Origin of the sequence: Corynebacterium sp. HMSC036E10 (assembly GCF_001836265.1) — a bacterium.
GTDB lineage: Bacteria > Actinomycetota > Actinomycetes > Mycobacteriales > Mycobacteriaceae > Corynebacterium > Corynebacterium coyleae.
This window is the reverse complement of record NZ_KV827992.1, coordinates 132,760-159,549: the sequence shown is the minus strand read 5'-3', so window position 1 is coordinate 159,549 and position 26,790 is coordinate 132,760. Positions and strand designations below refer to the sequence as shown.

The 26,790-nt window shown below is 59.9% G+C and carries 22 protein-coding genes; 12 read left to right on the top strand and 10 right to left on the bottom strand.

Translation table 11 applies throughout. The features are described 5' to 3' along the window. The 5 genes from HMPREF2736_RS10065 to HMPREF2736_RS10045 all read left to right on the top strand — a co-directional run. Positions 1-512, top strand: a 512-nt coding sequence (locus HMPREF2736_RS10065) for a transposase (protein ID WP_210399461.1), incomplete at its 5' end; no start/stop codon positions are given. Between the two features lie 286 nt (positions 513-798). Next, positions 799-1,719 (top strand): HIRAN domain-containing protein, encoded by a 921-nt coding sequence (locus tag HMPREF2736_RS12260; protein WP_141761632.1) that lies wholly within the window; start codon positions 799-801, stop codon positions 1,717-1,719. A gap of 341 nt (positions 1,720-2,060) precedes the next feature. After that, a complete protein-coding gene (locus HMPREF2736_RS10055) occupies positions 2,061-2,594 on the top strand; it encodes a YceI family protein (protein ID WP_070829555.1) in 534 nt (177 codons plus the stop codon). A 17-nt stretch (positions 2,595-2,611) separates the two neighbouring features. Continuing rightward, positions 2,612-3,070, top strand: a complete 459-nt coding sequence (locus HMPREF2736_RS10050; RefSeq protein WP_070829553.1) for a hypothetical protein — start codon at positions 2,612-2,614, stop codon at positions 3,068-3,070. A gap of 72 nt (positions 3,071-3,142) precedes the next feature. Continuing rightward, positions 3,143-4,756, top strand: coding sequence for an alpha/beta fold hydrolase (locus HMPREF2736_RS10045; RefSeq protein ID WP_070829551.1), 1,614 nt, complete (start codon positions 3,143-3,145; stop codon positions 4,754-4,756). Between the two features lie 84 nt (positions 4,757-4,840). Here HMPREF2736_RS10045 and HMPREF2736_RS10040 read toward each other — a convergent pair whose 3' ends face one another. From HMPREF2736_RS10040 to HMPREF2736_RS10015, 6 genes are all read right to left on the bottom strand, one after another. Further along, a complete protein-coding gene (locus tag HMPREF2736_RS10040; RefSeq protein ID WP_070421825.1) occupies positions 4,841-5,056 on the bottom strand; it encodes a PspC domain-containing protein in 216 nt (71 codons plus the stop codon). 71 nt (positions 5,057-5,127) lie between these two features. Next, positions 5,128-5,601 carry a MarR family winged helix-turn-helix transcriptional regulator gene (locus HMPREF2736_RS10035; RefSeq protein WP_070421824.1) on the bottom strand — a complete coding sequence of 158 codons (474 nt, stop codon included), beginning with the start codon at positions 5,599-5,601 and terminating at the stop codon, positions 5,128-5,130. Between the two features lie 11 nt (positions 5,602-5,612). Beyond that, entirely contained in the window at positions 5,613-8,282 is a 2,670-nt protein-coding gene (locus HMPREF2736_RS10030; RefSeq protein ID WP_070829549.1) for an AAA family ATPase, read from the bottom strand. A gap of 2 nt (positions 8,283-8,284) precedes the next feature. Next, complete coding sequence (locus HMPREF2736_RS10025) at positions 8,285-9,433, bottom strand: metallophosphoesterase family protein (RefSeq protein ID WP_070829547.1); 1,149 nt, start codon at positions 9,431-9,433, stop codon at positions 8,285-8,287. A gap of 58 nt (positions 9,434-9,491) precedes the next feature. Then, complete coding sequence (locus tag HMPREF2736_RS10020; protein WP_070450157.1) at positions 9,492-10,307, bottom strand: SWIM zinc finger family protein; 816 nt, start codon at positions 10,305-10,307, stop codon at positions 9,492-9,494. Further along, the gene (locus HMPREF2736_RS10015; RefSeq protein ID WP_070829545.1) at positions 10,300-13,428 is read right to left on the bottom strand and encodes a DEAD/DEAH box helicase; all 3,129 of its coding nucleotides are present in this window, start codon (positions 13,426-13,428) and stop codon (positions 10,300-10,302) included. The genes HMPREF2736_RS10020 and HMPREF2736_RS10015 overlap by 8 nt, the downstream gene beginning before the upstream one ends. Before the next feature lie 118 nt (positions 13,429-13,546). Here HMPREF2736_RS10015 and putP point away from each other — a divergent pair, with 118 nt between their 5' ends. From putP to HMPREF2736_RS10000, 3 genes are read left to right on the top strand one after another with little or no spacing between them, the layout of a single operon-like run. After that, positions 13,547-15,121 carry a sodium/proline symporter PutP gene (putP, locus tag HMPREF2736_RS10010; protein ID WP_070829543.1) on the top strand — a complete coding sequence of 525 codons (1,575 nt, stop codon included), beginning with the start codon at positions 13,547-13,549 and terminating at the stop codon, positions 15,119-15,121. Between the two features lie 6 nt (positions 15,122-15,127). Next, on the top strand, positions 15,128-15,748 hold the full coding sequence (locus HMPREF2736_RS10005; RefSeq protein WP_070482743.1) for an HNH endonuclease family protein: 621 nt from the start codon (positions 15,128-15,130) through the stop codon (positions 15,746-15,748). Between the two features lie 16 nt (positions 15,749-15,764). Beyond that, positions 15,765-16,250, top strand: a complete 486-nt coding sequence (locus HMPREF2736_RS10000) for a DUF2269 family protein (RefSeq protein WP_070829541.1) — start codon at positions 15,765-15,767, stop codon at positions 16,248-16,250. A gap of 70 nt (positions 16,251-16,320) precedes the next feature. Here the strand turns inward: HMPREF2736_RS10000 and HMPREF2736_RS09995 are convergent, their stop codons facing one another. From HMPREF2736_RS09995 to HMPREF2736_RS09985, 3 genes are all read right to left on the bottom strand, one after another. Then, positions 16,321-17,349, bottom strand: coding sequence for a chymotrypsin family serine protease (locus tag HMPREF2736_RS09995; RefSeq protein ID WP_070829539.1), 1,029 nt, complete (start codon positions 17,347-17,349; stop codon positions 16,321-16,323). Positions 17,350-17,447: 98 nt separating this feature from the next. After that, complete coding sequence (locus tag HMPREF2736_RS09990) at positions 17,448-18,263, bottom strand: chymotrypsin family serine protease (RefSeq protein WP_070829538.1); 816 nt, start codon at positions 18,261-18,263, stop codon at positions 17,448-17,450. A 107-nt stretch (positions 18,264-18,370) separates the two neighbouring features. Then, on the bottom strand, positions 18,371-20,512 hold the full coding sequence (locus HMPREF2736_RS09985) for a DEAD/DEAH box helicase (RefSeq protein ID WP_070450179.1): 2,142 nt from the start codon (positions 20,510-20,512) through the stop codon (positions 18,371-18,373). A gap of 99 nt (positions 20,513-20,611) precedes the next feature. Here HMPREF2736_RS09985 and HMPREF2736_RS09980 point away from each other — a divergent pair, with 99 nt between their 5' ends. The 4 genes from HMPREF2736_RS09980 (at position 20,612) to HMPREF2736_RS09965 (ending at position 25,391) form a co-directional block, all read left to right on the top strand. After that, entirely contained in the window at positions 20,612-21,961 is a 1,350-nt protein-coding gene (locus tag HMPREF2736_RS09980) for a CitMHS family transporter (protein ID WP_070482738.1), read from the top strand. Positions 21,962-21,974: 13 nt separating this feature from the next. Further along, complete coding sequence (locus HMPREF2736_RS09975) at positions 21,975-22,568, top strand: hypothetical protein (RefSeq protein WP_070829536.1); 594 nt, start codon at positions 21,975-21,977, stop codon at positions 22,566-22,568. A gap of 40 nt (positions 22,569-22,608) precedes the next feature. Further along, on the top strand, positions 22,609-23,568 hold the full coding sequence (locus HMPREF2736_RS09970; protein WP_070450190.1) for a hypothetical protein: 960 nt from the start codon (positions 22,609-22,611) through the stop codon (positions 23,566-23,568). 413 nt (positions 23,569-23,981) lie between these two features. Further along, the gene (locus HMPREF2736_RS09965; RefSeq protein ID WP_070482733.1) at positions 23,982-25,391 is read left to right on the top strand and encodes an amino acid permease; all 1,410 of its coding nucleotides are present in this window, start codon (positions 23,982-23,984) and stop codon (positions 25,389-25,391) included. Between the two features lie 18 nt (positions 25,392-25,409). On the opposite strand, the gene hisD is transcribed toward HMPREF2736_RS09965, so the two are convergent. After that, on the bottom strand, positions 25,410-26,708 hold the full coding sequence (hisD, locus tag HMPREF2736_RS09960) for a histidinol dehydrogenase (RefSeq protein WP_070829534.1): 1,299 nt from the start codon (positions 26,706-26,708) through the stop codon (positions 25,410-25,412). Positions 26,709-26,790: the final 82 nt, after the last annotated feature.

The window sequence follows — 26,790 nt, the reverse complement described above, 5'->3', positions numbered from 1 at the left end:
TTTCCGAAGTGCTGCCCGATGCCTCCTGGCAGCGCTGCCGTACCCATTTTGCGAAGAATCTCTACGAGAAAGTCCCCAAAATGCAGTGGCCGATGGTCTCTGCGATGTTTCAGACGATCTTCCAACAACCTGATGCCCAATCCACTTGGGCTCAGGCCCGTGAAGTTGTTGACTTGTTGGAACCGAAGTTTCCCGAAGTCGCGATCTACCTGGAGAAATCACTTGATGAGGTGCTGGCGTTTACCGCAGCCCCGAAACCAGTCTGGACGAAAGTGTGGTCAAACAACCCCACGGAACGGCTAAACCGGGAAATCCGCCGGCGCACCGACGTTGTGGGCATCTTTCCAAACCGTGAATCCATCATTCGGCTTGTTGGTGCCGTCCTTGCAGAGCAACACGACGATTGGATCCAACAAAAACGCTACATGTCACTGTCCGCACTCGAACACACCAAACACCTCATGCACCACCCAGGAGGCGATCATGGCGACCACCACCAACTAACCGCCTAACCAAAAACCCGAACTTCATACCGAGCCGAAAGCTAGACGGCTACACCACTCCACGGGACTTGACCCAGTCGGGGCACCGGACATCGTAACGGTTTGAACACCTCGACTGTTACCTCGACGCAAATCCGAAAGAAATTTTTAGCCAAGTTTGCTCATTGGAATCTTTAAGATAGCTGCATAGCGAAGCCCGCCTAACCGTTAGCACGAGTTTGCTTTCCCACCGCTGAAGAAACGGCGGAGCCAGCTGAGAAATCAACTATTACCCGACTTGAGGCGTCTTGCAATCATGGAAGATCACTTTATAAATACGGACATCGAGCACAATTTGGACTGGATTTTGTCACCAAATGTCGCAGCGGGATACGCCCCAGAAACCTTTACCCGAGAAGAACCTTATTTTCCTTGTGGAGTAACAGGGCAGCGCTACTTCCCTCATGAATGGACTTCGGCTAGCACATGCCCTGCATGGGTGCAGTTGGATCCAATGCCGGACAACGTCTATGACGCTTGCGCACTACGAGTCATACATCGGAATCAACAGATCGGGTGGGTTCCAGCTGAACACGCGCACCGCCTCGCTCCGTATGTATATTTATTGAAAGCAAATGGAAGCAAGTGCAAGGTTCCCTTAACTAAACCTAAGGTAGAGCGCCTTTGGGACCCAGTAGCCGATCAGCCAAAGCTCTCTGTTCAGATCGGAGTCATGCTCCTGCCGACATCCGATTATCGTGAGGCACTATTTCCCCCGGCTAAACTTTTTCGCCAATTCGACCTCATCTGGAAACTGTTAACAGATGCGGAGCGCGACGAAATTCGCCAAAACAGATACTACCTCGATGACGATATCCCTGAAGTATTAGAACGCTTTACCGCACTAGGCCGAGAGAACACCAACTACCCATTCGTCCTCCCCGCAGAGTCAGACTCGATCATCGCAGAATATCTCACCTGGTATCGGCGCATGATAGACAAATACTCAGCAATGCGAGACAAGGCCCTCCGCAACCTTCATATCGTTACAGAAGCCACGGCCGGTCGCTCATACCGCAGCATCGCTGACGAAACAGCGTTAACTCCATCGACAGTAGGAGATATCAACCGAAAAGGCCGTAACCAGGAACAGTACAAAGCTTGGCAATCGTTGGCGGATGAAATCCCTGGGGACGAGCCGTCTTTAACAAACTATGTTTTACAAGAACACTTTTAAGCCCGGTTGTACCGTTTGGTTTAGCAAATAAAACAGACAGTATGCCCCCTTGTTCACACTTGAACTCTTAAACCCAACAACATCAAAAATTATAATTTGAGGAGCGGTGCGATCGCGCGACTCACCCTAAAGTCTGCAAGTTTTTGAAACTTGCAGGATCAAGATCCAGCATATTTTTACGCCTCTGTTCCGGACCGTTAGAAGCCCAAAATTACTCTCACCTATCACGGCTCCTTGGGAATCCTATACACAATAATTGTTGACACGTCACTATTATTGTCTTACTATCGAGCCTATTGCCAAAACTGGTGACATATCAACAAACTGTCTAGGAGAATCACATGGCTAACCTGACCGGCACCTACAACCTCGACACCGCCCACTCCACCATCGGCTTCACCGTGCGCCACGCCATGGTGACCAAGGTCCGCGGCGAGTTCACTGACTTCGACGCAACGCTCACCATCGCCGAGAACCCGGCCGAGAGCACCGCGACTGGCACCGTGCGCACCGCGACCGTCGATACGAAGAACGCTGACCGCGACGAGCATGTGCGTGGCGACGACTTCTTCGCCGTCGACAAGTACCCCGAGATGACTTTCAACGCCACCGAGTTCAACATCGACCAGGCTGGCAACGGCTCCGTCACCGGCGACCTGACCATTAAGGGCACCACCAAGCCGGTCACGTTTGACGTCGAGACGTTCGGCGTCGAGGAGGACCCGTTTGGCAACACCCGCATCGGCTTCGAGGCACGCACCACCATCAACCGCACGGACTTCGGCATCGACTTCCAGGCACCGCTGAACTCCGGCGGCATGCTGGTCAGCGAGAAGGTCGGCATCGAGATCGAAGGCTCCGGCATCAAGCAGTAGCCCTTATACTCGCCGCCATGGAGCGAAAAGTGTTTACCCGCCATCCAGGCGGTCTACCCGCGGCATTCGTCGCGGGTTTTGTCATTGTGGCAGTCGTCGTTGCAGCGTTGAGCGGCGAACTTTACGGTGCGCTGTTGTTTGGATTCGTGGTGGTGCTTTGGGAGCTCTGGATTTTCTCCCGCAAAGTGGAGCTGGTGCTTGACCACGACTCCCTCACCACCACCCTTGGCAGCCGATCCAGAACCATCTCATATTCGGACATCAAGGACGTGCGCCCCGGAGAAGAACCCAGCCTGATCCACTTCACCGGTATTGCCATGCTGACCGACCAGCCGGACCGCTACGCCGATGCGGACGCGTTCACCCTCGGCGGGCCCACGGTGCGCATCTGTGTCCGCAATGCAGATGACTGTCTCATTGCTGTCGCGGATCAAGACCACGTGCAGCGTGCAATTCGCGAAACAATCGGCGCGTAGCGTGGCGATAACTGACAACTCCGGTAGATTCGGTTAAGCGAAACCTTAGGTATGGAGAAAAGGAGCCTGGCTATGTTGAAGTCGGTCACGAGACGCGTCGTCAAGCGAAGTGCTGCAGCACTCGGCGCGCTGGCACTCACCTTGTCACCACTGACCGCAACCCCTGCTCACGCGCAGCCGACTTCCCCTGTCATTACGTGGGAGTCGTGCCCGTTCTACGTTGATGCCAAGGGCGCACAGTGCGGCCGCATTTTGGTGCCCATGCACTACGACAACCCCAAGGCTGGCGACATCTCCGTTGGCTTTATCAAGATCCCGGCTCAAAATCCGGGTGCACGTCGTGGCGCGATCTTTGGCAACCCAGGTGGGCCAGGTGGCGATGCTTACAGCTTCTTCGGCATGAACGAAGGCATGAAGTGGCCGCAAGAGATGCGCAACGAGTGGGACCTCGTGGCGGTACAACCGCGTGGCCTGATTGGTTCTACTCAGTTGAAGTGCGCTGACCCTGCAATGAACGGCCCTGCTGACATAGCGAAGCTGACATGGGACGCCACGGTCACCCAGGGCGCACTCACCCGCGAACTGTGCGAGAAGCCTCGCCCGGGCTACACCAAGACGATCACCACCTACAACAACGCCCGTGACTGGGACATGGTCCGCTGGGCGCTTGGCTACGACACCATCTCAATCATGGGCCTGTCGTACGGCACGTACTTGGGCTCGGCGTACGCGTCGATGTTCCCCAACCGCACCGACAAGGTCGTCCTCGACTCCGCGATGAACCCGAACGACCAGTGGTCGAAGATCCTGCTGGACCAAAAGGGCGGCTACGAACGTGCACTAAACGAGTACTTCGCGTGGGTCGCCGCAAACGACGCAAAGTACCGCATGGGCAATACCCCACTGAAGGCGTACCAGTACTGGTCGAACGTGGTCGTCGCACAGTCCGGCACTAACCCGACCGTGACCCCACCGCCAGCCCGTGTGGGCGACCTTCCGCCTGCACTCGCGTTTGCCGGCCAAGCGGGCGCAGACGCTATGTCGGCTGCCGGCAAGGCCCGTGTAGAGGGCGAAGGCATTATCTCCCGCATGCTCAACCCGGGTGCGAACCAGGTGTCATCACCGCTGCTGCTGGCCACTCGCAATGTGCTGCCCTCGCCTGCGGACTGGGACTCGCTTGCACGGCTCACCAATGGCTCGCTAAAGCAAGACCAGGCCAAGCCGGCGCCTGAGTTGATGAAGTTCTTGCAAGAGGAGTCCATCGCCCGCAACGAGTTGCTCGCCGTGCAGACCTGCAACGAGAACATCGCTGCGCCGGACTACGGCCTTATCCCGGCCGCGATGTGGGCCAACCAGACCGGCGAGGTCATCACCGCCCCTGCTCTGCAGTTCGGCTCTGGTGTGACCTGCAACGGCGCAGCGCCAGTCACGGGCAAGGTGGCGCTCAACGGTTCGAAGCTGAAGACTCGTCCACTGCAGATCAACGCCACGCGTGATCCGCAAACCATGTATGCGGGACGCTTCGGCATCGCCCAGCCGATGGGCTCGCACGTGGTGACGGTCCACGGCCCGGGCCACGGTCACGTCGGGCGCGGCAACCAGGCTGTCGACCGTCAGGTTGTCGAATACCTGCGCACCGGCAACCTTGGACCGGTTGATCAGCCGGGGTACTTCAACCAGGGATAGCCCCGCGCATAGGCGTCAGCCCGTGATGGAGTTCGTAGCGACGAACCACATCACGGGCTGCATTATTTTCTAAAACTCTGTGTTTTAGAACTCTGCCGGCATGATCATCCAAGCAACGATGTATGCCAACAGGCCCGGCATTACCCCGGCGAGTACCAGCAGGATGAAGACCACGCGAACGAGGGTGGAGTCCACCCCGAAGTATTTCGCGATGCCACCGCATACGCCCGCGATGTACTTATCAGTCATCGACCGTTCAAGTCGTTTCGGAGTGTTACTAAAGTTCTGGGAGCTATTCATATAAGACATGCCTCCATCAAACTCCGCTTCCCTCGCTCCGGCAATGGTTCTGGAAACATGTTGCGATATTTTTACGAACCGTCAGGGGTACGTGGGTCGACTGCGATGACATCGTTCAGCCAGGTTTGAAGTACGTGCCTTTGTTCGTCTGTCAGTTGATCAAAGATCAGACGGCGGACGGTTTCGACGTGATCCGGCACTGCAGATTCCAGGCGTGTGAAGCCTTCATCGGTGATAGTCACCAATACGCCGCGCGCATCGCCCGGACACACCTTCTTCGACACCAATCCGCGCTTTTCCATGCGTGTGACCTGGTGCGATGCACGCGAGCGGTCCCATTGCAGCTCGGCACACAGTTCGCGCAGTCGCATTGTCCGTTCTGGGGCTTCGGAAAGCACCACCAGGATTGAGAACTCGGGAGCAGACATGGCTGCGGTTTCCTGCAGCCGCTCATCGATGGCGTTATTTACCTTCTTCGAGGCAGCCAGGATCAGTCGCCAGAGGTGTTGCTCGTCCTCAGTAAGCCAGCGCGGTTGAGTAGCCATAACCGATGATGTTATCCAATCCCCTTATGAATCCCCTTTAAGTCATCCACTGCGTAGGTCCGTGCAGCCGATACGCGGTCGAATCGTTGCGGGAAACACGTGAGCACGAGCACCTGTGAGTGCTTGCCTACCTGGCTAAATAGCGAGTTCATGCGAGCGAGGCGCTCCGGGTCGGTCGCACCCAACGCGTCATCAACAACGACCGGCACAGGAGCACCTGTCCCCTCTCCGGACACCAGGTCTGCGATGGCAAAGCGGGTCAGGATTGCTAACTGCTCCTTGGTGCCTCCCGAGAGTTGATCGAGTGGCACCGTGACGCCATCGATGGTGCGGTCCGTAATCGTCAGGTCATCGCCATAGTTGAAATCTACGCTCGGGCCGAACAGGACCCGGGCACGCTCGCGCACTGCGGCATTAAACGGCGCCGCGTAGCGTGCACGGGCCACGTCGCGGTGGCGGTGCATAGTCTCTCGTAGAAGTTTCACCGCCTCTGCCCGTCGCGTCGCACGGTCAAGGGCGGCTTGGGCGATCTCGAGCTCCGCAGCCGCATGGTCGGCTTGCTCGGCAGTACCGGTGGCCATGTCGATGTATCCGGTGAGCTCGCGGATTCGGTTCTGTGCATCGTTCTTGCGCTTCTCTAGATTGCTCAGACGTGTGGTGGCTCCCTCCAGCAGGGATGCGGCGAATTCGGGATCCGCTTCCGCCAATTCCGCCTTTAGCGCGTCAACAACCTGTTGGGATTCGGTTTCGTCTTCATGCGCTTGCTGGAGAGTTTTGTCCAAATCTTCGGCACGTGTTGTTTCCTCCGCACGGGACAGTTCCGCGGCTGCTGCGGAGGCTTCTGCTGTTTTTGCCTCCAGACGGGTCTCCAGGACGGTCAGCGTGTGTGCTGCGGTTTTGTCTACGTAGGGTTTCAGTGCGGCTTCGGCAGCGTCCACGTCACGTTCTGCGTTAGCGAGCGCCTTTTGCGTCTCGCGCAACGCTTCCTCTGCGTCGGCTTCGTCCACCTCCGCTACGACATCGGATGCAGCAGTGTCTTTCAGCGCTGCCGCAAGCTCTTCAGCCTGTGCCGACAGTTTGGTCCGCTCGGCACGCAGTTCGTCGGCGGATGCACCGGCGAGGGTGTCGTCGAGACGCTGGCGCGCCACCTTGAGTTCGGAGGCGTACTCCTGCGTGGCGTCGCGGGCGGCACGGGCCTCATCAACACTGTCGCAACCGGTGGCGGCAAGTGCATCAGCAAATGCGCGTTCTGCCTTCTCTACGGCGCTTTGGGGATCTGCAGAGCCTTGGGCTGCGCGGAACACCACGCCGAATTCACCCAACTGCAACGTGGAGCCCTCGAAGACCGCGACGGTTTCCGTACCGTTGATGGGGCGATCATCGCCATCGACAGTGATCGTCGCATGATCTGCGGTGATCTCTAGTTTTGCCGAGGATGCGTCGCGCAGACGGCGCTGGAGTGTGACCTCGTTTTCTGCCTGTTCAAGGTCCCGAATGTGTTTGTCAGTGACGTCGCGCTCTGGCGCGTTGGAGAGCAGTTCTTTATACGCCTGCTCTACCGTGCCAATGCGTTCGAGCTGCTCGTCGATGGTCTTGAGGCGACGCTTCGCCCGTGCAAGATCCCGCAAGGTCTCTGCATGTTTGGATGCAGTGCGTGCGTCTGTAAGTCGTGTCTTCGCGCCCTCGACATCCGCAAGAAGGGTTGCTATCTTCTCCCCTTCCTCGTTACGGGCTTTTCGTGCAGGCTCAATCTCTTCACGGAGCTGAGCTTCCTCATGTTTGACCAACTCCACGCGCTTCTTCAGGGCGTTGCGGTCTGCTACATCCTGCTCAGCACGTTTGCGAGTGATCGTCGCTCGCTCGAGGCGCTCCTGGGCGGTAGCTGCCTTATCGCGGACCTGGTTCGCCGCAGCGCTTGCCTGCTCGCGCTCACGCAACTCTTGCTCGGCATCAGGCAGTTCCTTGTCGATGCTGTCGATCTCACTCTTGCGTCGCTCAACCTCATCGACGTACTGCGACAGCTGCTGCACTTCCGCTTCGTGTGTTCGCAGCTTCTCGCGGGCATCCTCTACGGCGGTAAACAACGCCGCATAGGGTGCTTTCTTCTTCGGTGGCTGCGCGTTGGTCCAATATTTTCCGTATTCGGCATCAATGGCGCGGGCGAGGTCTGAATCTTCCTCACCGGTTTCGCCTTCTCCGGCTTCCGCGTCAAGGGCACGAGAGATCGTCGGGATACCGGCAGCAGCGATCGCTGGATCGAGGTCCCCCTGGCGGAGAAACAGCGTCTGAGTAAGCGCTGTATCCAGGTGCTCGTCCAGGATCCGCAAAAGCTCATCGTCGGCTTCGCGGCCGGTGAAGTTAGCGCGGACCGGCGTGTGCACCGTCAGCTCTGATTTCTTTCCCTTGAGCCATCGCTTGCGCACGGTAAACGTGGTGCCGCCAATCGTGGCGTTGAGTTCTACCTCTGGTGATTCGTCACGTCCTGCGGGTGCAAGAGCGCGAATCTTCTTGCCGCCGCCAGTGTGACGCTCGTTGAGTACTGCATCAAGCGCGTCCAAGATGGTCGACTTGCCGGCCTCGTTGCGTCCGTGGACAACGATGACGCCTGTATCCGGCAGGTCACGCAGCTCCAGGTGCTCAATCGCACGAACATTGTCGAGGGTCAGCGAATGGATACGCATGATTAGTGGACCTCCTTAGACAGACGGAACAACAAGTTCACGGCATCGCGCGCTGTAGCCTCATCGCCAGCAACACCTATAAGCTCGCGCATCGCCTCCTTGGCGTAACCCGTCAGCGGCAAATTCTCTAGCTCTTCCTCGTCTGGCTCGAGGTGCAGGCTCATCAACCGCTCCCGGTCGTAGAGAGCGGCAAAGACCGGCTCTAACTCGTCTAACTCTCGTTGCAACGTACGGGTTGCTTCCAGGCCAAGCGTGCCGGAGAGCGCATACTTGATCACGGTCCGATCCTTCGCAGGATAGGCCTTCAGATCGTCGATAACCGCGGCAACATCGTCGGCATCGTTGACCTCCCAGAAGCGTGCTTCGAACGTCCAGGTGCCAACCGGAACCTTCTCAACCTCGACCGTGGATGTCAGACTGTCCTTCTCCACGGTCACGACTAGCGCGTTGCCGGAATCCACTTCCCCGCCCTTCGCGCCAGGTGAACGGTCGAAGTAGTCGGTGGTTTCCGGGGAGCCGGAGAACCACACTCGACCTGAGTCCGACAGTGATTGCGTGGAGTGGGTATCTCCCAACGCCACGTAATCGATCACGCCGCGATCGATTGCCGCATCTAGTTTGGCAATGTCGATAAGCGCCGCCGTCTCCTCGGTGCCATAGCCTTCTGCCTGGCCGTGGCCGACCAAGATGCGCACGTTTTCTGTCGGCTCCAGATTCCGAATCGCCTTCGCGCACAAATCCTCGGAGGCATGCTTGGCCAGCAGTGGCGCACCGACAATCTCCACGCCTTCGCGGACCACCACGGGCGTGGAGTCTCCCAAGACCGTCACCCCATCAATGTCAGAGGTGAAATTAAAGATGGAATCCGCCACCAACGGATCGTGGTTTCCCGGCAATAGATACACCGGCACCGGGAGATGCCGCAATGCTTCGAGTGCGCGCCCCCGCGTTTCGCGCTTGAGCGAGTTATGTTCGAACACGTCGCCTGCAACCACAATAAATTCGGCCCCGCGCTCTTCGGCGATCTCGCCGAGGCGCGTTACCGCGCGGAGCCGGGCTTCGTTGAAACGCGATTGGGCGTCGGCGGACAGGAACTTCCTTGTCATGCCCAACTGCAGGTCGGAGGTGTGAATGAATGTCGTGCGCGTCATACCCACAACAACTACCACCCCATCACGACACAGCTCACAATATATTCGAACATATGAACTATGAACGCGTGAGGTCGTCGTAAAGATCCTCGATATCTGCTACCGCGCGCAATTGGTCGATGTTGGTAAACGACACAGATTGCATCGCACGGTGCAGCAAGTGGATGTCCGAATCTTCGATCATCGGCGCGATCTTCGGGTGTGGCAGATCGGGCAGGTCGTGGCCATCCCAGAAGTACGGCGAACCCGGCGCGGAGTTCTCGAGCGCCATGTTGTGTGATTCGCGCCGTTTGCGGTCTTCGAGCGCGTTAAGTGTGATGCCGCGCATGGAGAGGATGAGGCTCGGGTCGTCGTCGATAAGTTCGGCTGCGCACTGTGCGAGCGCGACCGCGTGCTTGCAAACTTGGGCGTTGTCCGGGCAGTCGCAGTAAAACCGCACCTCGTCGGGTGAGGAGCAGAGCAGGATGTCAAGGACGTCGTCATTGAGTTCCCCGGCACGGAGGCGCTCGAGGGAACCTGCTTCGCGCACAAGCGAGCCGATGGCTGTTTCGATGTCTTCGCGGCTGCGGTGTGGCAGGACGAGTGTGGTGCGGAAGGGCTCGTTTTGGCTGCCAGCAACGTCTGCGTGCATGCCGTTGGTTACGGCGGTCAGCCCAAGGACGTGCCCGCCGTCGGCGTAGGTGCGGCCGCGTTTGGCGCGCGCGACGTCGGTTTGGCGCACTGCAGCGTTGAATATGCGCATCGCTGGTGCGGATAGCCTGTTGACGCGCGAGGGTTCGCTGGTCTGCGCCCCGGTTTCGGCTGGGCTGGAGACGCGTGTGCGTGCGCCGAAGTTGGCGTAGATGACGTTGTCTTCGCGTGGGCGTTTAGTCATTTTGCCCCCTGTAGCTGATCAGTTGTGCCAGATCATCGGTGTCCAGTTCGGTGATCCAGCCTTCGCCTTGGCCGACGACGGTGCCTGCGAGTTGGGTTTTGCCGTCGAGGATGTCTTGGATGGATTCTTCCATGGTGCCGCGGGTGATGATTTTGTACACGGTAACGTTTTTGTCTTGTCCGATGCGGAATGCGCGGTCGGTCGCCTGGTTTTCTACGGCTGGGTTCCACCAGCGGTCGAGGTGAATGACCATAGAGGCCGCGGTGAGGTTGAGTCCTGTGCCGCCGGCCTTCAGGCTCAGGATCATGGCGCGCGGGCCGTTTTCAGTTTGGAAATCTTCCACCATCTTGTCGCGCGCGGTTTTGCCCACGCCGCCGTGGAGGAATGGGATCTTCCCGCCGAGGCGCTCCGAAAGGTAGGGCTGGAGGATGTCGCCGAAGGCCTTGTACTGGGTGAAGATCAGGACGCGCTGGTCGGTTTCGATAGCGTTGTCCAGCAGTTCCATGAGTTTTTGTACTTTGCCGGAGCGGTGGACGCCTTTGATGGTGACTGGGGAGCCATCGCCAAGAAAGTGCGCCGGGTGGTTACAAATCTGCTTGATGCGCGTGATGGTGGACAGCACCAGGCCTTTGCGCGCAATGCCTTTTCGGTTCTGCAGTTCTTCCTGCATCGTGTCCACGAGCGCCTTGTACAGTGCGGCTTGCTCGGCTGTCATGTCTACGGCGATGACATGTTCGGCCTTTTCGGGCAGGTCGCTGATAATCGCCGTGTCAGTTTTCAGCCGGCGCATGATAAACGGCGCGGTGAGACGCTGAAGCCGCTCGCTCATCTCGAGCGCGACAGGATCTTCGCTGTGGGCCTCGATGACCTTGGCAAAGTGGTTGCGGAAAAACGACTGGGAGCCAAGCATGCCGGGGTTAACAAAGTCGAGGATGCTACGCAGCTCCGACAGTTTGTTTTCAATCGGCGTGCCGGTCAGCGCGATGCGGTGGCGTGCTGGCAGGGCGCGCACGCTTTTCGACGTCTGCGTGCCCGAATTCTTAATCGCCTGCGCTTCATCCAGCACCACGTGATCCCAACGCACCTTGGCCAGGTCTTTCACGTCGCGGGCAACCGTGCCGTAGGAGGAAATGACAATGTCCGCTTCTTCGGCCGCAGCGAACAACTCGTCACCTTTGAGCCGTCCCGTGCCGTGGTGGACCCGCACCTTCATACCCGGCACGAAGCGGGCTGCTTCGCGCGCCCAGTTGCCCACTACTGAGGTCGGCGCAACCACAAGCGTCGGTCCGGTCTTCCTGCCGTTCGCCTCTTCCACCGCGAGCAGGGTCAGCAGTTGGAGGGTTTTGCCAAGCCCCATGTCGTCTGCAAGCACAGCCCCTAGGTTGTTGCGGGACATGTAGTACAGCCAGTCCACACCGCGGCGCTGGTACTCGCGCAGCTCGGCGTTGACAGTCTCAGGGACCTCTACGCGCTCAGGCGCGGGGCGGTCGGTGCCGCCGACAAGCGAGGTAAACCAGGGTGAGCCGGTAAACGCGATCGGGCTATCGTCGCCAGTTTCCAAGGCGAGCTGACGCAGCTCCGCAGCGGAGACCACACCCTCGCCCTGCGCTTCTTTTAGCCGTTCGTACTCCGCGCGAGCCGCACGTGCGATCTCTGCAAGTTGTTCGGCATCTTCGCTGCCACCGGCTTCTGCAAGACGCGCGTGGATCTCGGCGGCTTCCGCCTCGGCGAGCGCGTTCTTCAGCGTGCTTTCCTTGAGCTTGTTCAGATACTTCGCGGACTTAGACAGATGCTTGGTATCGGCCAGCACCCACTCCCCGCGCAGTTTGATCAGCCCGGTTTTGGAGCGCGCAAGTTCCGCCATCTCATCGTCAGTCAATTCCACTCCGCCGATGGAAAGGCGCCAGTCGTACTTGACCAGCGTGTCAAAGCCCATGCGAGTGACCGTGGCGGAATCGTGCGGGTCCTCGTGACGGGCAAGTTTCAGTTGCGACGACGTCTCCGCCGTCGCCCACGTTCGCGGCAGCATGACGACGAAGCCTTCCGCACGCAACTTGGGCGCAACGTTTTGGACGAACTCGACGATCTGATCAGCCGTAAGCAGCACATCCCAATCACCGTCAGTACGCCCTTGGGCACCATGCAGTGAGGGATCGAGCAGCTCCGACACTGCGATCGCGGAGCGCAACTGGCCACGAAGGTGATCCGCCGACGCGCTATCAAAATCCGCCATGCGAACCGGGCGGGGTGAATCCGCCTGTGAGCGGACCTGGATCCGCACCGGCCACAACGGCTCCGCTGCAGCGGCGTCACTGTTGCTACTGCCGTCGCCGTCGCGGTCGTCGTCAAGATCTGTCATCGGCTCTTGCGGGTCTTCAGCAATGAAGACCAGCTGCAGATTCGCGGCGGTGATCGTGCCGTTCCAATCACCGACCTGCTGCGCCAGGCTCGGTCCGCCGCGACGAAGTGGAGTATCGAACATCAGCGACAGCACAAAGTCGTGGCGTGGAAACGGACGCCCGGCTTCTGACGTCGCAGTATCACGCAGACGAGTCGAGGCAATCCAGTGCGTAAATGTCGTTGCACAATCCTCGCTTAACTTGTGGTTATTGGCCGTGAGCACGCCCGGCGCTGCGGCGATCATCTCCGCGAGCCAGCCACGCTCCTCAAGACCTGTGCCCAACTGCCACTGTGCAAACCACTGGTTCTCCCGGTACGGCACATGGATGGACACTCGCCCGGCTCGGATGAACTTGGTCAACCCCGCGTACATACGAATGAGCCAATACAGGTCAGGTGCGATCGATTGGCGCTGCGACGGGGTTGCTGCCGGTGATGGCCCGTCGAGATGTGCGATGCTCTCCAAGAACCTGATCGCATCCTCGGGCGCAAACTTTGCCACCGGAGCACGCAGTGTTACTTGGCGGCCTTTCGGAGTTTGCAGGAGCAGGATTTCTCGATGACGGAACCGGGAATCGTCGAGAAGCGAATGCACAATTGGCGGAAAAGTCCCCTCCGGAACTTGGCCAATCGTCACAATTTTGTGGCCTTCTACCTGCTCAGCCCAAATGACAAGTCCAGCGTCGGACGTCCAGAGCCCGTGCAAAACGTATTTAGGCATACCCACCCTTATACCACTCACCCCGAAATTGACTCCTAAAAGTTTTTAAGGATTATGTGCAACGTAGAGCACCCTTACGTTAAAGTGTGGCGAACGTTACAAGAAGATTGGAGAAACTATGTCAGAGAGTTTCTGGCTTGTCCTCGCGATCGTCCTCTACTTCGGTGTCATGGTAGCCATCGGATTCTACTCATGGCTACAGACCGAGAAGTACGACGACTACGTACTAGGCGACCGTGGCCTCAATCCGTTCGTCGCGGCGCTTTCTGCCGGTGCTTCGGACATGTCCGGCTGGCTGCTGATGGGCCTGCCCGGCGCGCTGTTCGTCTCCGGCCTCAGTGAGCTCTGGATCGCCATCGGCCTCTTCCTTGGCACGTGGGCGAACTGGAAGTGGGTCGCACCCCGCATGCGCGCCTACACGGAAGTGTCCAACGACTCGATCACGCTGCCGAGCTTCTTTGAAAACCGCACGCACGACCAGTCTCGCGCGCTGCGTTTCACCTCCGCAGTGATCATCATCGTTTTCTTCACGTTCTACGTCTCCTCCGGCATGGTCGCCGGTGGCCGTTACTACGAGTCCACCTTCGACGGTGACTACCTGACCGGTGTGTTGATCGTCGGTTCTGTCACCGTGCTGTACACCTTCATCGGTGGCTTCCTGGCTGTGAGCTACACCGATGCCGTGCAGGGCACCTTGATGTTCCTGGCTCTGCTGATCGTGCCGGTGCTCGCGCTGTTTGCACTCAATAGCCCGTCCGACGTCCTCACGTGGCCGACCTCCCAGCCGTACGGTCCGTGGGAGAACGGTAACCCCGACTTCTTCAACATGGTCGCTGGTGTCTCCGCAGCAACGATTATCGGCAACTTGGCGTGGGGCCTTGGCTACTTCGGCCAGCCGCACATTGTCACCCGCTTCATGGCGCTGCGCTCCCCTGCACAGGCAAAGACCGCTCGCCGTACGGGCAGCATCTGGGTCTTCATTTGCTTCGCGGGTGCTACGCTCACCGCACTTGTTGGCACCGCATACTTCGGCCAGAAGTCCGCTTCCGTGACTGATCAGTCTGGTTTTGAAACCGTTTTCCTGGATCTGACTCGCATCATGTTCCACCCGTTGATCGCAGGTATCGTGCTCACCGCCGTGCTGGCGGCGATTATGTCCACGATGTCCTCGCAGCTGCTGGTCACCTCCTCGGCGCTGATCGAGGACCTCTACCGCATCTTTAAGAAGAACCCGAACCACACCACCCTGCTCGTGCTCTCGCGCACGATGGTGGTCGTCGTTGCCGCGATCGGCATGGTCATGGCGCTCAACCCGTCCGACACGATCCTGGGGCTCGTCGGCTTCGCCTGGGCCGGCTTCGGCGCCTCCTTCGGCCCGGTAATCCTGGCGTCGCTGTACTGGCGCAAGCTCACCGCGCCGGGCGCACTGGCCGGCATGATCGTCGGTGCTGTCACCGTGTTTGTGTGGGGTACCTACCTCAGCGACATCATCTACGAGATCGTCCCGGGCGTCGCCTTTGCCACCATCGCCATGGTCGGCGTGTCCCTGGCTACCCGCCCGAAGGAGGGCGTGGCAGAAGAGTTCGATGAGGCTATCGCTGCTACCGACTACGCCCTTGCACACCCGGACGCGACCTTCCAGGAGGCCCTTGAGGCAACCCGTGGGAACCAGGCAGGCTCAACCGCCGTCTAAGGAGGTATGCGTACCTACCTGACAATCCTGGTGATTCTCACCCTGGCGATCGTGCCGTTTCCCACGGCACGATCGCGTTTTTCTATCCCGACTCTCCCTCAGCGCGCGACTGTGCTGGGCTACGACCGCACCGCGTTTGGTTCCGGCTGGGCCATTGATGGCACCGGGTGCACGACACGCGAGCGCATCGTGGTCCGCGACCTTGACAGCACGCAATGCTCACCGGATATGCTGCCCGTCGCCCAAGCGCGTGCCGGCGCCGGCGCTACCGGCACCGACCCGTTTACCGGGGACGTGATGCGTCGCGAAGACATCGAGATCGACCACATCCTCCCTGTCTCCGCTGCGTGGGACCTCGGTGCGCACCGTTGGGACGACGCCACCCGCATCGCGTTCTACAACGACCCGCTCAACCTCATCGCCGTATCTTCCGCAGCGAACCAGGCCAAGTCCGACAAACTGCCCTCCGAGTGGATGCCGCCGAATCGCCGAGCCCGCTGCGCCTACGGCACCCGCATCGTGGAGGTGGCCACCCAATACCGCCTTCCGCTACCGGCAGAAGACGTGAAGGTGATCAAACGTGCATGTTCTGGCGTTATGGGACTCGTCGCCAATCAACAACTGTGAGGTAGAGTAGCGCCACATGAATACATTGCTTGTCTTCCTGCACGTGGCCTCTGCCATTTTGCTGCTCGGCCCAGTTGTCGTTTCCGCCTCCATGTTCCCTCGCCAGGCTGAAGAAGCCCGTAACGGTGGCGAAGAAGCGATGGGTCGCGCGTCGGTGCTGTACCGCATCACGAAGACCTACGGCTTGCTTTCCGTGCTTGTTCCGCTGCTCGGCGGCGTTGTCATGTTTGCAGATTGGGCGAGCTACAGCACCAACTACTGGCTGCACTCGGCCATTATCCTGTCCGTGATCGCATGGGCGATCCTGCTGGCTATGGTGATCCCGCAGCAGCGCAAGATGCTGGGCACGATCGGTGCGCTCGCCCCTGATGAGGCTGATCCGACTGATGTCACCGAGGACTTTGAGAAGTCCAAGGCGAAGGCGAACGCTGGCGCCGGCGTGTTCAACGTACTGTGGGTTCTGGTGCTTGTCCTGATGTTCCTGCCGACGGACCTGTTCTAAACCTCCTCAGCGCAAGCAATCGCCCAGCATCCGCACCGCGCGGATCCGGGGCGATTTTCATGTGCGCAGGTTAGAGAAACTGCATCGCAACGGGGATGGCGGCGATCAAGATCGAGACGATGATGCCGATGATCTCGCCGGTAGACAGCGAGCTACTGCTTGTCGACGACCCCTTCTCCCCCTGGGCATCCTGCTTCGCACCCGGCTGGGTGCCTGCCTGGTTGCTCGTTTGGGTGCCCGGCTGCCCAGGCACTGGGGCCGGGGCTGGCTTCGTTGGCAGATTCGGCACAGCAATCGGCGGGCGTGTAGTGCCTGGTGTTCCGGGGTTGCCCTCAAACATGCTGGTGTCCAGCCCGCCTGCCTTGGCAAAGTCAATCTGGAACTGACGATCCGACAGCGTCTCGCCGTCGTGGATTGACGCGGCCCAGCCCACTGGTTTGCCCGTTTGCCTCTTCCCGCCAATCACGATCGAAGGTGCTTTGGTCTCTCCTAGTGCCGCAGCCGACATCACGCCGAGGAAGCCCCGTCCCGGTACCCACACTGGTCCGCCGGAATCGCCCTGCTGCCAGCCTTCGAGCTGCACGCCAAAGGATTCCGCAGACCATCCGGCAAACGTGCCGCATAAGATGTTGCGTGTGCCCATGTGGCTGGTTTCGCCGTGTGAGCAGACCTCGTCGCCGATCTTCACGTCGTCCTTGGTCAGCACCTTGTCGCCGGAATACGAGTTACCGGCAATTGCCGCACCGGCGTCCCATTCGATCCAGCCCCAGTCGTTGTAAGGCAGGCGGGTGAAGTTCTTCGATGGGTGGAACGTGCCCATCTCTTCGCTAAATTCCATTGTCGCGCGGTCCATGAGGGACACACGCGCGCCCTCGCTGCCGCAGTGTGCAGCGGTGTAGCTCTTTCGGTTTGCCACATCGTTATAGCCGATGGTGCAGGCCCCGTGGCCCTCGATGTAGATGGCCTTGCCTTGCTCGACAACGGTCGGCGTTGCCGCGGTTGCAACCGCTGGGCTCAGCACCAGCGCGGCTGCACCAGCGGCGGCTACGAGGCTACGGACCTCGGTGTTCACCGTGGCGGCGAATCCCAATTTTCTCATTTGTATGACTTTCCTAGGGCACGGGTGACGCGCATTAGATTACCTGCTCACACCGCATCACGCAGGCAAATTCCACGTTCAATCGCACGGCGAAACACCTAGCCGTAGTGCAGCGACGCAGGACCATGAAAGCCAAGCCCGGTGAACAGGCGCAAGATGGCGTCGATAACTGCCCGGATCCCCTCAGCGACAGGACCAGTCAGCCCCGGTAGGAACGTGTTCTGCGCCCACAGTCCGACAAGGCGCGCATCTGGTACCGGCGGACCGTCCTGCGGCACGACCCCGACGACGAAGTTCTTGCCTTGCACGAGCGGCAACTGACGCGAGGTCCACATGCTGGAAACCACTCCAACGAAACCACGACCGGGCACCCACATCGGCCCGCCCGAATCACCGGGGCGAGTCAAAGGTGCGTTAAGGAGAAACGTGTTATCCGCCGACCCGCCAAAAGAACCGCAGGTGCGTCCACCACCCGCATGCGAGGTTCGACCGAAGTAGCACACGGTCTCTCCCATTCGAATGTCGTTGGGGTGCACCCAGGCATCGCCTGTGATGCGGTTGCCGTCAAGGCGCACACCTGGATCCCACTGGATTGCAGCCCAGTCGTTACCCAGGTGGCCGTCGTACGCCCGCGAACGGTACAAGGTGCCCACTGCCCCGCTGCGTGCATTGGTAGCGGGGTCGACGATTTCCACCCGTGCTCCGTTCCGTCCGCAGTGCGCCGCAACAAAACTGCGGTGACGTGCCGGATCGTTGTAACCCACCGTGCACACACCGGTGCCATGCACCACTACAGATCCACCCTGCGTGACAGTGCGGGTTTGCGCTGACGCCTCCACTGGAAGCACCCCAACCCCAGCGACGAACGCAATCACAAATGCAGCGATGGTGGACAACAAGCGCGGTTGAAGCATGAAGGCGTGCTCTCTTTACAAACAAAACGGGGCCACCCCGGCCGGGCAAATGCTTTCCACACTGTACCCGGTACCAAGGTGGCCCCGTGTCGTTGACGCGCTAAGAACTAGTCGCGATATCCACCGCGATCCCGGTCGCCACGGCCACGGCCGCCGTAACCGCGGTCATCACGGTCGCGCCCGCCACGGTATCCACCGCGGTCACGGTCACCGCGGCCACGGCCGCCGTACCCACGATCGTCACGGTCGCGCCCACCGCGGTAGCCGCCACGGCCACGTCCGCCACGATCACGCGGCGGTGCACCATGGTCACGCTGGATGTTGATCAGCTGACCGGAAATGCGGGTGTCCTCCAGACGGTCCAGTACAGCGCGGTCAAGGTTCTTCGGCAGTTCCACCAGAGTGAAGTCACCGCCGATGGTGATGCGACCGAAGTCCTTGGAGCTCAGGCCACCCTCGTTGGCCAGGGCACCCACGATCGCACCCGGGCGCACGTGCTGGCGCTTACCCACGTCGAGACGGTAGGTATCAAAGTTCTCGCTGTCACCACGACGACCACGACCACCACGCTCGCCACGATCAAATCGGTCACGGCCACGACGGTCGTCGCGGTCGAAACGATCGCGGTCACGACGATCACGACGGTCACGCTTGTCGCGCGGCGGCTCCTTCATCAGGAACTCGTCGCCAGCCAACGCCTGGGTAGCAAGCGCTGCGGCAATGTCATCCATCGGCACGTTGTTGGCCGCGGAGTACTCGCGCACCATGGTCTTGAAGATCTGCAGCTCAGAAGCCTCAAGCGACTCGGTGATGGAGTCCATGAACTTGGTCTTGCGGCTCTCGTTGACCTCGTCGACAGTCGGCAGTTCCATCTCTTCGATGGTCGCGTTGGTCACACGCTCGATCGAGCGCAGCATGCGGCGCTCACGCGGGGTGACGAACAGGATCGCCTCGCCGGTACGGCCTGCACGGCCAGTGCGGCCAATGCGGTGGACGTACGACTCCGTATCGTTCGGGATGTCGTAGTTCAGCACGTGAGAGATGCGCTCGACGTCCAGGCCACGGGCTGCGACGTCGGTGGCCACGAGGATGTCCAGGCGGCCGTCGCGAAGCTGATCCACTGTGCGCTCGCGCTGCTGCTGCGGAATATCGCCGTTAATGGCAGCGGCGGAGAAACCGCGTGCGCGCAGCTTCTCTGCAACGTCCTCGGTCTCGTTCTTGGTGCGAACGAACACGATCATCGCTTCAAACTCGGTCACCTCAAGAATGCGGGTGATCGCGTCGAGCTTGTTGCGGTGCGCCGTAAACAGGTAGCGCTGGGTGATGTTCGTATTGGTGCGGGTCTCCGACTTAACGGTGACCTCTTCCGGATTGTTCAGGTAGTCGCGCGAAATCTTGCGGATCGCGTTCGGCATCGTCGCCGAGAACAGCGCAACCTGCTTCTCATCCGGGGTGTCCTCGAGGATGCGCTCGACATCCTCCTGGAAGCCCATGTTCAGCATCTCGTCTGCCTCGTCGAGCACGAGGAAGCGCAGGTTGGAGATGTCCAGCGAGCCCTTCTCCAGGTGGTCGATGACGCGACCCGGCGTACCGACGATCACCTGTGCGCCACGGCGCAGCCCCGAGAGCTGAATGCCGTAGGCCTGGCCGCCGTAGATCGGCAGCACGTTGATGCCGCCCAGGTGATCGGCAAACGATTGGAAGGAGTCCGACACCTGCAGTGCCAGCTCACGCGTCGGGGCGAGCACAAGTGCCTGCGGGTGACGCTTCTTGGGATCAATCTGGGACAGCACCGGCAGCGCGAATGCTGCGGTCTTACCCGTACCCGTCTGTGCCAGGCCGACGACGTCGCGGCCTTCCATCAGCAGCGGGATGGTCTGTGCCTGAATCGGCGAGGGCTGCTCGAAACCGACGCGCTTGACGGCCTCCACAACCTTGTCTGGCAGGCCGAGGGTTTCAAAGCCGTTCTCCGGCTTTACCTCTTCTGCCTTTTCCTCTGCGGTATCTGCAGCGTTATCGCCGTTGTCGGACTCTTCGTCCGTATCCGCGATCTTTACCACGTTGTCTTCAATTTCAATGGCCGCTTCTTCTTGTGCGGCGCCGGTTACCTCAGAAATCTCCGCATCCCTGGTGTCCTCTACTACGGCCTCAACAATCTCGGCCGCGACATCCTGCGGGTTTTCCTGATTTTCCGACACATTCATATCCGGCTCGTTCTCGCCGCCGGTGGCGTTTTCGGAAATGCTCATCGCCTGCCAACACTACGGCATTACCCCCTCAATCTGCTATTTCAACGGTTTTTAAAGAATCAAACCCGCTTTTTCTCAGCAATCATTTAGTATCCAGCCATGACTTCTCCCCTCGCACTGACAGTGCTTGGCCTTGCCATCATCGTGGTGACGGTCGGCCTGCTCCTCAAAGGCAAAACCCATCCGATCGTCGCAATGACGCTGATCCCGATCGTCGGTGCGATACTCACCGGCGCAGGCGTTGCGGAGATTTCGGACTTCTACCTCGACGGACTCGACAGAGTCATGAAGGTCGTGGTGATGTTCATCTTCGCCATCATCTACTTCGGCATTCTTTCGGACGTCGGCCTGTTCGAGCCGGTGATTAAGGCGTTGATCCGCGCGACTCGCGGCAAGCCGATTTTGGTCACAATCGGCACTGCTGCCATCGCGATCGTCGCGCACTTGGACGGCTCTGGCTCCACAACATTCCTGCTCACCATCCCCGCGTTGCTGCCGCTCTACGAGGCGATGCGTATGTCGCGCTACGTCCTGCTCACGCTCGTCGCTCTGTCGGCGTCGGTGATGAACATGCTGCCGTGGGGTGGCCCGGTTGGCCGCGCAAGTTCCGTCATCGGCCCTTCCCCGAACGAGATCTGGGCCCACCTCTTGCCGGTCCAGGGTGTGGCCATTGTCCTCGTGTTCGTCGTTGCCGCGATCTTCGGTGTGATCGAGCAGCGTCGCACCGCTAAGCAGGCTGGCGACCACCCGCTGGTGGATGTTCACGCGGTTGCAGAAGACTTTTCTCGTCGTCAAGCAGAAGAGCGCGCAAAGTTGGAGTTCACCCAGCGTGGTGGCACGTGGGTGACGTGGGCAAACACGCTGATCACGCTCGCACTCATCGGCGTGCTGGTCGCTGGGTTGGCCTCGCCGGCGTCCGCGTTCCTCGTCGGCACCGCGCTGCTCATGGCGCTAAACTTCCCGTCGCTCGACGATCAGAGCGATGCTTTGCGACGACACGCCCCAACCGCCCTGTCCATGGCCGGCGTCATTCTCGCAGCGGCAATGTTCCTCGGCATTTTGGACGGCACCGGCATGCTGGAGCAGATCGCACTGTCGCTAATTGCCATCCTGCCCGCGTCCGTCGGCCCGTACATCCACGTGATCATCGGCTTGCTTGGCGTGCCACTGGATCTGGCGACGTCTACAGACGCGTACTACTTCTCCGTCCTGCCTATCGTGCAGCAAACCGCCGAGGCCTTCGGCGTCTCTGGCATGGGTGCTGCGTCCGCCATGATCGTGGGCAACGTCATTGGCACATTCGTCAGCCCCTTCTCGCCTGCACTGTGGCTCGCGCTCGGCCTGGCGCGTGCGGAGATGGGCAAGTACCTGCGCATCGCCTTCCCGATCTGCTGGGTGTTCTCGGTGATTTTGGTGCTCGGTTCCTGGGCGGTGGGCGTCTTCGCCTAATAGGGTCGTGTGCATGAACACACAACGCGCAACGCCTGCAGCAGCCCTCGCCGCTGCTTTTGTTGCCTCACTGGCGCTTTCTGCATGCTCCACCAGCGACGACGTCCAGGAGGCGGAACTGAACGAATCTTCAGTGGACCCCTCCGCACAAGCAACAGAAGCTGCCCAAGCAACAGAAGCTGCCCTCGTCGAGCGTGATCCCGCCGACTTCACAGAAGGCGGCGAGTACCCGGCGTACGTCGTGGAGTTCGACTCCAAAACCTCCTGTTCGTACTTCCCCGCCGGCGGAGATGACGACGGGTATCTGGGGTGCGTAATCGCACCGGCTGGGCAGATGCCGCCCTTAGACATTGACAACAGCCAGGGCACTCCCGTTGACCGGTTGATGTGGGTGTCAGAGATTGGCTTTGCCACGACCCACGATGTCGGCGGCGGTGACGCACAACCCGTGGGCGACGTGCTTCACCCCGGTGAACAGGTGACCATCAGCTATTACACCTTCACCCACGGGGCCGACGGCACAATTCGCGGCGAGCGCGACAACTCCTGGTTTGAGATCTCCCCCGACGGGCAATACTCCTCCGACCACTTCACACCAGGGGCGTAATTCCCTATGAGCACCACGTGGTGTTCCTAAACTAGGCGGTATGCAGTTTTCCCGCGCACACCGCACCACATCGATTCTCGCCGCAGTACTCGTCACCGCCGCAACCTTGACCGGTTGCGGCGATAGCTCTGAGCAGGCCCTGCCTGAGCCAACCGTTTCGGATTCGGCACAAGACACCGAATCCACGACGACCGCTTCCGACGCACCGGAAACGTCGGCCGAGGACACTCAAGACAACTACACGGATGTCGATCCTTCGCGGTTCGAACACAATGTTGTTGGGCTCGACTCAGGGGTGTTCGGGTGTCGGATCGGCAGGAACCCGGATGACACTCCAGTGTTCTGCCAGGCCGCGTTCGTCGATCCGATTCCTCCCGTAGAGCACACCGGTGGCGATCCGAACACCAAAATCCCCAATGTCATTTGGTACAAGCCGGACCGCGGTGGATTCATCACCGCAGTCTCTCCCGGCTCCCAGGGTTACGACATCCAGCCGAACCATCTCAACGAAGGCGAGCGTGTCACGATCAATGACGTCGTGATCACCAACCTCAACGGTGGCGGTGTCCGCGTCGAGTATGGCAATGACACCTTCGAGGTCCACGACGGCGTGTACTCCCGCCCGGGCAAGACCCAGAGCATCACCGAAGAACACACGGTGGCAAAGGGCGAACAGTGCGGCACCTCCGACATTCTTGGCACTGAGATGGGCGTGTACGCCCTGGAGGACAACACCACGTGCGATGTCGCAATGATGACGCTTGAGGGATACAAGGAAGCCGCGAAGAACGGTGAGATCCAAGGCAGTGTGTCCGCATGGACGAATGAGAAGAACGGCTGGGGTTGCATTGGCCGTTACCGACTTGGCGACGACGAGGACCTTCCCGAAAACCGCAGAACCGCCTGCACAGATTCGCAGATGAACGGCGCTAAAGCGTTCGAGGGCTCAGGCGGCGTGATCCTGCTCAACCCCTCCGAAGCACACCGCCTGAAAAATTAATTTGGCATTTTCGCCCCAAACTCAAGACAGCCGTGTTATGGTTCTCCACGTGATGAACCGCAACGCATTTTCCGCCACGGCCGACCAGGCCGTCGCTTTCGCGTTGCCGAATACCCAGCCGGCCCGCCTGCATCATCATCTGTAGCGCGGTGTCGGCCGACTTTTTCGCCCCTGCGCTAACTGCCCTTCGCAGCAAAGCGCGGGGGATTTTTCGTTAGCGTCAAGGATTCGTCGGAACACGCCGCGCACCCGGAGACCCTCCCCCGCGGCGAGCCCCCAATCACTGTGCCACCGCCGGAAGGTCAAACCGGGAAGACGCAGCCCAGCCATGGGCAATGTCATCACCAATATTTTCCCGTAGCGATTCGATTCGCACTTCGATTCGCACATTGTCATTTGAAAGAGCACAGTTAATGTCCACCATGACTGCACCTACGCAACAAGACACTCCCAAACCGAAAATGCCGGGCCTAACGGCCCGCCACATTCACTTCATCGCCTTGGGCTCCGCGATTGGTACCGGCCTGTTCTACGGCTCCGCCGGCGCAATCCAGGCGGCTGGTCCTTCTGTGCTCCTCGTCTACCTCCTGGGTGGCGCGGTGATGTACTTCATCCTCCGAGCTCTCGGCGAGATGAGTGTGCGTCACCCAGTGCGTGGCTCCTTCGCGGTGTACTGCCGCGAGTACCTGGGTGGCCTCGGTGGCTACATCACCGGTTGGATGTTTGCCTTCGAGATGATGATCGTGTGTCTGGCTGACTTAACGGCAATCACGATCTATATGAAGTTCTGGTTCCCCACAACACCCGCATGGGTCTGGATCACCGTCACACTGTTGATCATCAGTGCAGCTAACCTGGCCGCTGTCCGCCTGTTTGGCGAGCTCGAGTTCATGCTCACCCTGATCAAGGTCGGTGCCGTGATCGCGATGATCGTCGGCGGTGCCGCAATCCTGATCTTCAACCTTGGTGAGTCCCCGGAGGCAATGGGCATTGACAACCTCTGGAACGACGGTGGTTTCTTCGCTAACGGCTTCTCCGGCATGGCAGCTTCCTTCATCCTCGTCCTCTTCGCCTTCGGTGGTACTGAGATCATCGGTGTCGCAGGTGCTGAGGCTGAGGATCCGGATCGTGCAATTCCGAAGGCCGTCAACACTGTCCCGATGCGCATCCTGATCTTCTACGTGCTGTCCATCCTGGTCATCCTGATGATCAACCCGTGGCGCACGATTAACGGTGATGATTCCCCGTTCGTTCAGATCTTCGACACTCTCGGCGTGAGCTGGGCCGCAGCGCTGCTGAACGTGGTTGTGCTCAGCGCTTCCCTGTCGGCGATTAACGCTGACTTGTTCTCCACCGGCCGCGTGCTCGCCGGCCTGGCCAAGGAAAACCTGGCGCCGAGGTCCATGGCAAAGACCTATCGCGATGTTCCGGTGATGACTGTGGCCATGCTTATCGTCGCCCTGATCGTCGGTGTGTACCTGAACCAGCGTTACCCGGACATCTTCGGCACCATTGCAGCACTTGCAACCTTTGCCACCATCTTCGTCTGGTTGATGATTCTGATCGCACACATCGCTTCCCGCCGCGAGATGACCGCCCAAGAGGTCAAGGCGTTGAAGTTCCCGGTTCCGTTCTGGCCTTATGGTCAGTGGTTCGCGGTGGCGTTCATCCTCTTCACCTTCGGCACCATGGTGTGGCTGCCTGATTACCACGTTGCACTCGCCGTCGGTGTGGGCTTCCTGATCGTGATGACCATCCTGTACTTCGTTACCGGTCGCCCACAGGCTGTCGCCCAGACGGAATATGAGTATGAGGCGAAGTAGCAACCTCGCCTCCGGCGGCTAGCCCCGCCTTGCCTTGATGGCCTCCCCGTGCGCGGGGAGGCCTTCTTCGTCTGCAAGGGTGATCACGGCATCCGCGACCTCTTCCAAGGCGTCGGCGGAGTACTTCACGATGTTCATTGGTTTGAGGAAGGTGTGCGTGCTCAACCCCGCAGCAAACCGTGCGGTACCTGACGTTGGCAGCACGTGGTTCGAACCTGCTGAGTAATCCCCCAGTGGCACCGGCGAGTACGGGCCGACGAAGATGGCGCCGGCATTGTTGATCTCGCGCGCCACAGCCTGCGCATTCGCGGTGTGGATCTCCAGGTGCTCGGGCGCGTAGACGTTGGTCACGTGCACGGCAGTCTCGATGTCGTCCACAATCAAAATCCCGGACTGCGGGCCTTCCAGCGCGTCGCGCACGCGGTCAGCGTTGAGCGTGATGCCGTAGCGTTTCGCGATTTCCTTGTCGACGACCTCAGCCAGCTCCGGAGAATCCGTAATCAGAATCGATGCGGCCTGCTCGTCGTGCTCCGCCTGGGAGATCAGGTCGTAGGCGAGGTAGACGGGGTCGGCGGTGTCGTCGGCAATGATCGCGATCTCGCTCGGACCGGCTTCCGCGTCAATGCCAACTACGCCGTTGACCAGGCGCTTAGACGCTGCAACGAACACGTTGCCGGGGCCGGTGATCATGTCGACCGGCTCGAGGTCATCGTCACCGTAGGCCATCAGCGCCACCGCCTGTGCGCCGCCAACGGCCCAGACCTCGTCGATACCAAGCAGCGCACATGCGGCGAGGATCGTCGGGTGCGGCTGACCGTCAAAGTCTGCCTGCGGCGGGGTGCACACCACCATGGACTCCACGCCCGCCTCCTGGGCCGGAATCACATTCATCAGCACACTCGACGGATACACAGCCTTACCGCCCGGGACATAAAGCCCCACGCGATGTACCGGGCGGAACACCTCAGTAACAACTGCTCCTGTCGCGAGTTCGGTTTTGCGTGTAGCTGGCTTTTGCTCAGCATGCACCTGTCGGATCCGCTGAATCGAGGTTTCCAGTGCAGCTCGAACATCGGCATCCAAACCATCCAATGCGGCCTGCATGGCATCCGCAGGAACTCGAACCGTTTCCGGGCGTACGCCGTCAAAACGTTCCCCGTATTCGAGTGCTGCTTCGGCGCCGCGGCTACGGACGTCGTCGACAATCGGCGCGACCTGTTCTGCTGCGGAGCCAACATCGGTGCCCGCACGAGGAAGAATTGCACGCAGTTCTCGTACCGAGGTCTCTCGCCCTCGCAGGTCTGTCACGTTTAGCATGATGCTCCTTTGATTGTCTTGGACATCAATAGATGTTATCCAGCATTCGCCCTTTAAAAAGCGGTTTACCGAAGTAACCTCG

Excerpts from the sequence above, each read along its gene's own strand:
- HMPREF2736_RS12260 (WP_141761632.1), top strand. The coding sequence starts at position 799 with ATGGAAGATCACTTTATAAATACGGACATCGAGCACAATTTGGACTGG.
- HMPREF2736_RS10055 (WP_070829555.1), top strand. The coding sequence starts at position 2,061 with ATGGCTAACCTGACCGGCACCTACAACCTCGACACCGCCCACTCCACC.
- HMPREF2736_RS10050 (WP_070829553.1), top strand. The coding sequence starts at position 2,612 with ATGGAGCGAAAAGTGTTTACCCGCCATCCAGGCGGTCTACCCGCGGCA.
- HMPREF2736_RS10045 (WP_070829551.1), top strand. The coding sequence starts at position 3,143 with ATGTTGAAGTCGGTCACGAGACGCGTCGTCAAGCGAAGTGCTGCAGCA.
- HMPREF2736_RS10040 (WP_070421825.1), bottom strand. The coding sequence starts at position 5,056 with ATGAATAGCTCCCAGAACTTTAGTAACACTCCGAAACGACTTGAACGG.
- HMPREF2736_RS10035 (WP_070421824.1), bottom strand. The coding sequence starts at position 5,601 with ATGGCTACTCAACCGCGCTGGCTTACTGAGGACGAGCAACACCTCTGG.
- HMPREF2736_RS10030 (WP_070829549.1), bottom strand. The coding sequence starts at position 8,282 with ATGCGTATCCATTCGCTGACCCTCGACAATGTTCGTGCGATTGAGCAC.
- HMPREF2736_RS10025 (WP_070829547.1), bottom strand. The coding sequence starts at position 9,433 with ATGACGCGCACGACATTCATTCACACCTCCGACCTGCAGTTGGGCATG.
- HMPREF2736_RS10020 (WP_070450157.1), bottom strand. The coding sequence starts at position 10,307 with ATGACTAAACGCCCACGCGAAGACAACGTCATCTACGCCAACTTCGGC.
- HMPREF2736_RS10015 (WP_070829545.1), bottom strand. The coding sequence starts at position 13,428 with ATGCCTAAATACGTTTTGCACGGGCTCTGGACGTCCGACGCTGGACTT.
- putP (WP_070829543.1), top strand. The coding sequence starts at position 13,547 with ATGTCAGAGAGTTTCTGGCTTGTCCTCGCGATCGTCCTCTACTTCGGT.
- HMPREF2736_RS10005 (WP_070482743.1), top strand. The coding sequence starts at position 15,128 with ATGCGTACCTACCTGACAATCCTGGTGATTCTCACCCTGGCGATCGTG.
- HMPREF2736_RS10000 (WP_070829541.1), top strand. The coding sequence starts at position 15,765 with ATGAATACATTGCTTGTCTTCCTGCACGTGGCCTCTGCCATTTTGCTG.
- HMPREF2736_RS09995 (WP_070829539.1), bottom strand. The coding sequence starts at position 17,349 with ATGAGAAAATTGGGATTCGCCGCCACGGTGAACACCGAGGTCCGTAGC.
- HMPREF2736_RS09990 (WP_070829538.1), bottom strand. The coding sequence starts at position 18,263 with ATGCTTCAACCGCGCTTGTTGTCCACCATCGCTGCATTTGTGATTGCG.
- HMPREF2736_RS09985 (WP_070450179.1), bottom strand. The coding sequence starts at position 20,512 with ATGAGCATTTCCGAAAACGCCACCGGCGGCGAGAACGAGCCGGATATG.
- HMPREF2736_RS09980 (WP_070482738.1), top strand. The coding sequence starts at position 20,612 with ATGACTTCTCCCCTCGCACTGACAGTGCTTGGCCTTGCCATCATCGTG.
- HMPREF2736_RS09975 (WP_070829536.1), top strand. The coding sequence starts at position 21,975 with ATGAACACACAACGCGCAACGCCTGCAGCAGCCCTCGCCGCTGCTTTT.
- HMPREF2736_RS09970 (WP_070450190.1), top strand. The coding sequence starts at position 22,609 with ATGCAGTTTTCCCGCGCACACCGCACCACATCGATTCTCGCCGCAGTA.
- HMPREF2736_RS09965 (WP_070482733.1), top strand. The coding sequence starts at position 23,982 with ATGTCCACCATGACTGCACCTACGCAACAAGACACTCCCAAACCGAAA.
- hisD (WP_070829534.1), bottom strand. The coding sequence starts at position 26,708 with ATGCTAAACGTGACAGACCTGCGAGGGCGAGAGACCTCGGTACGAGAA.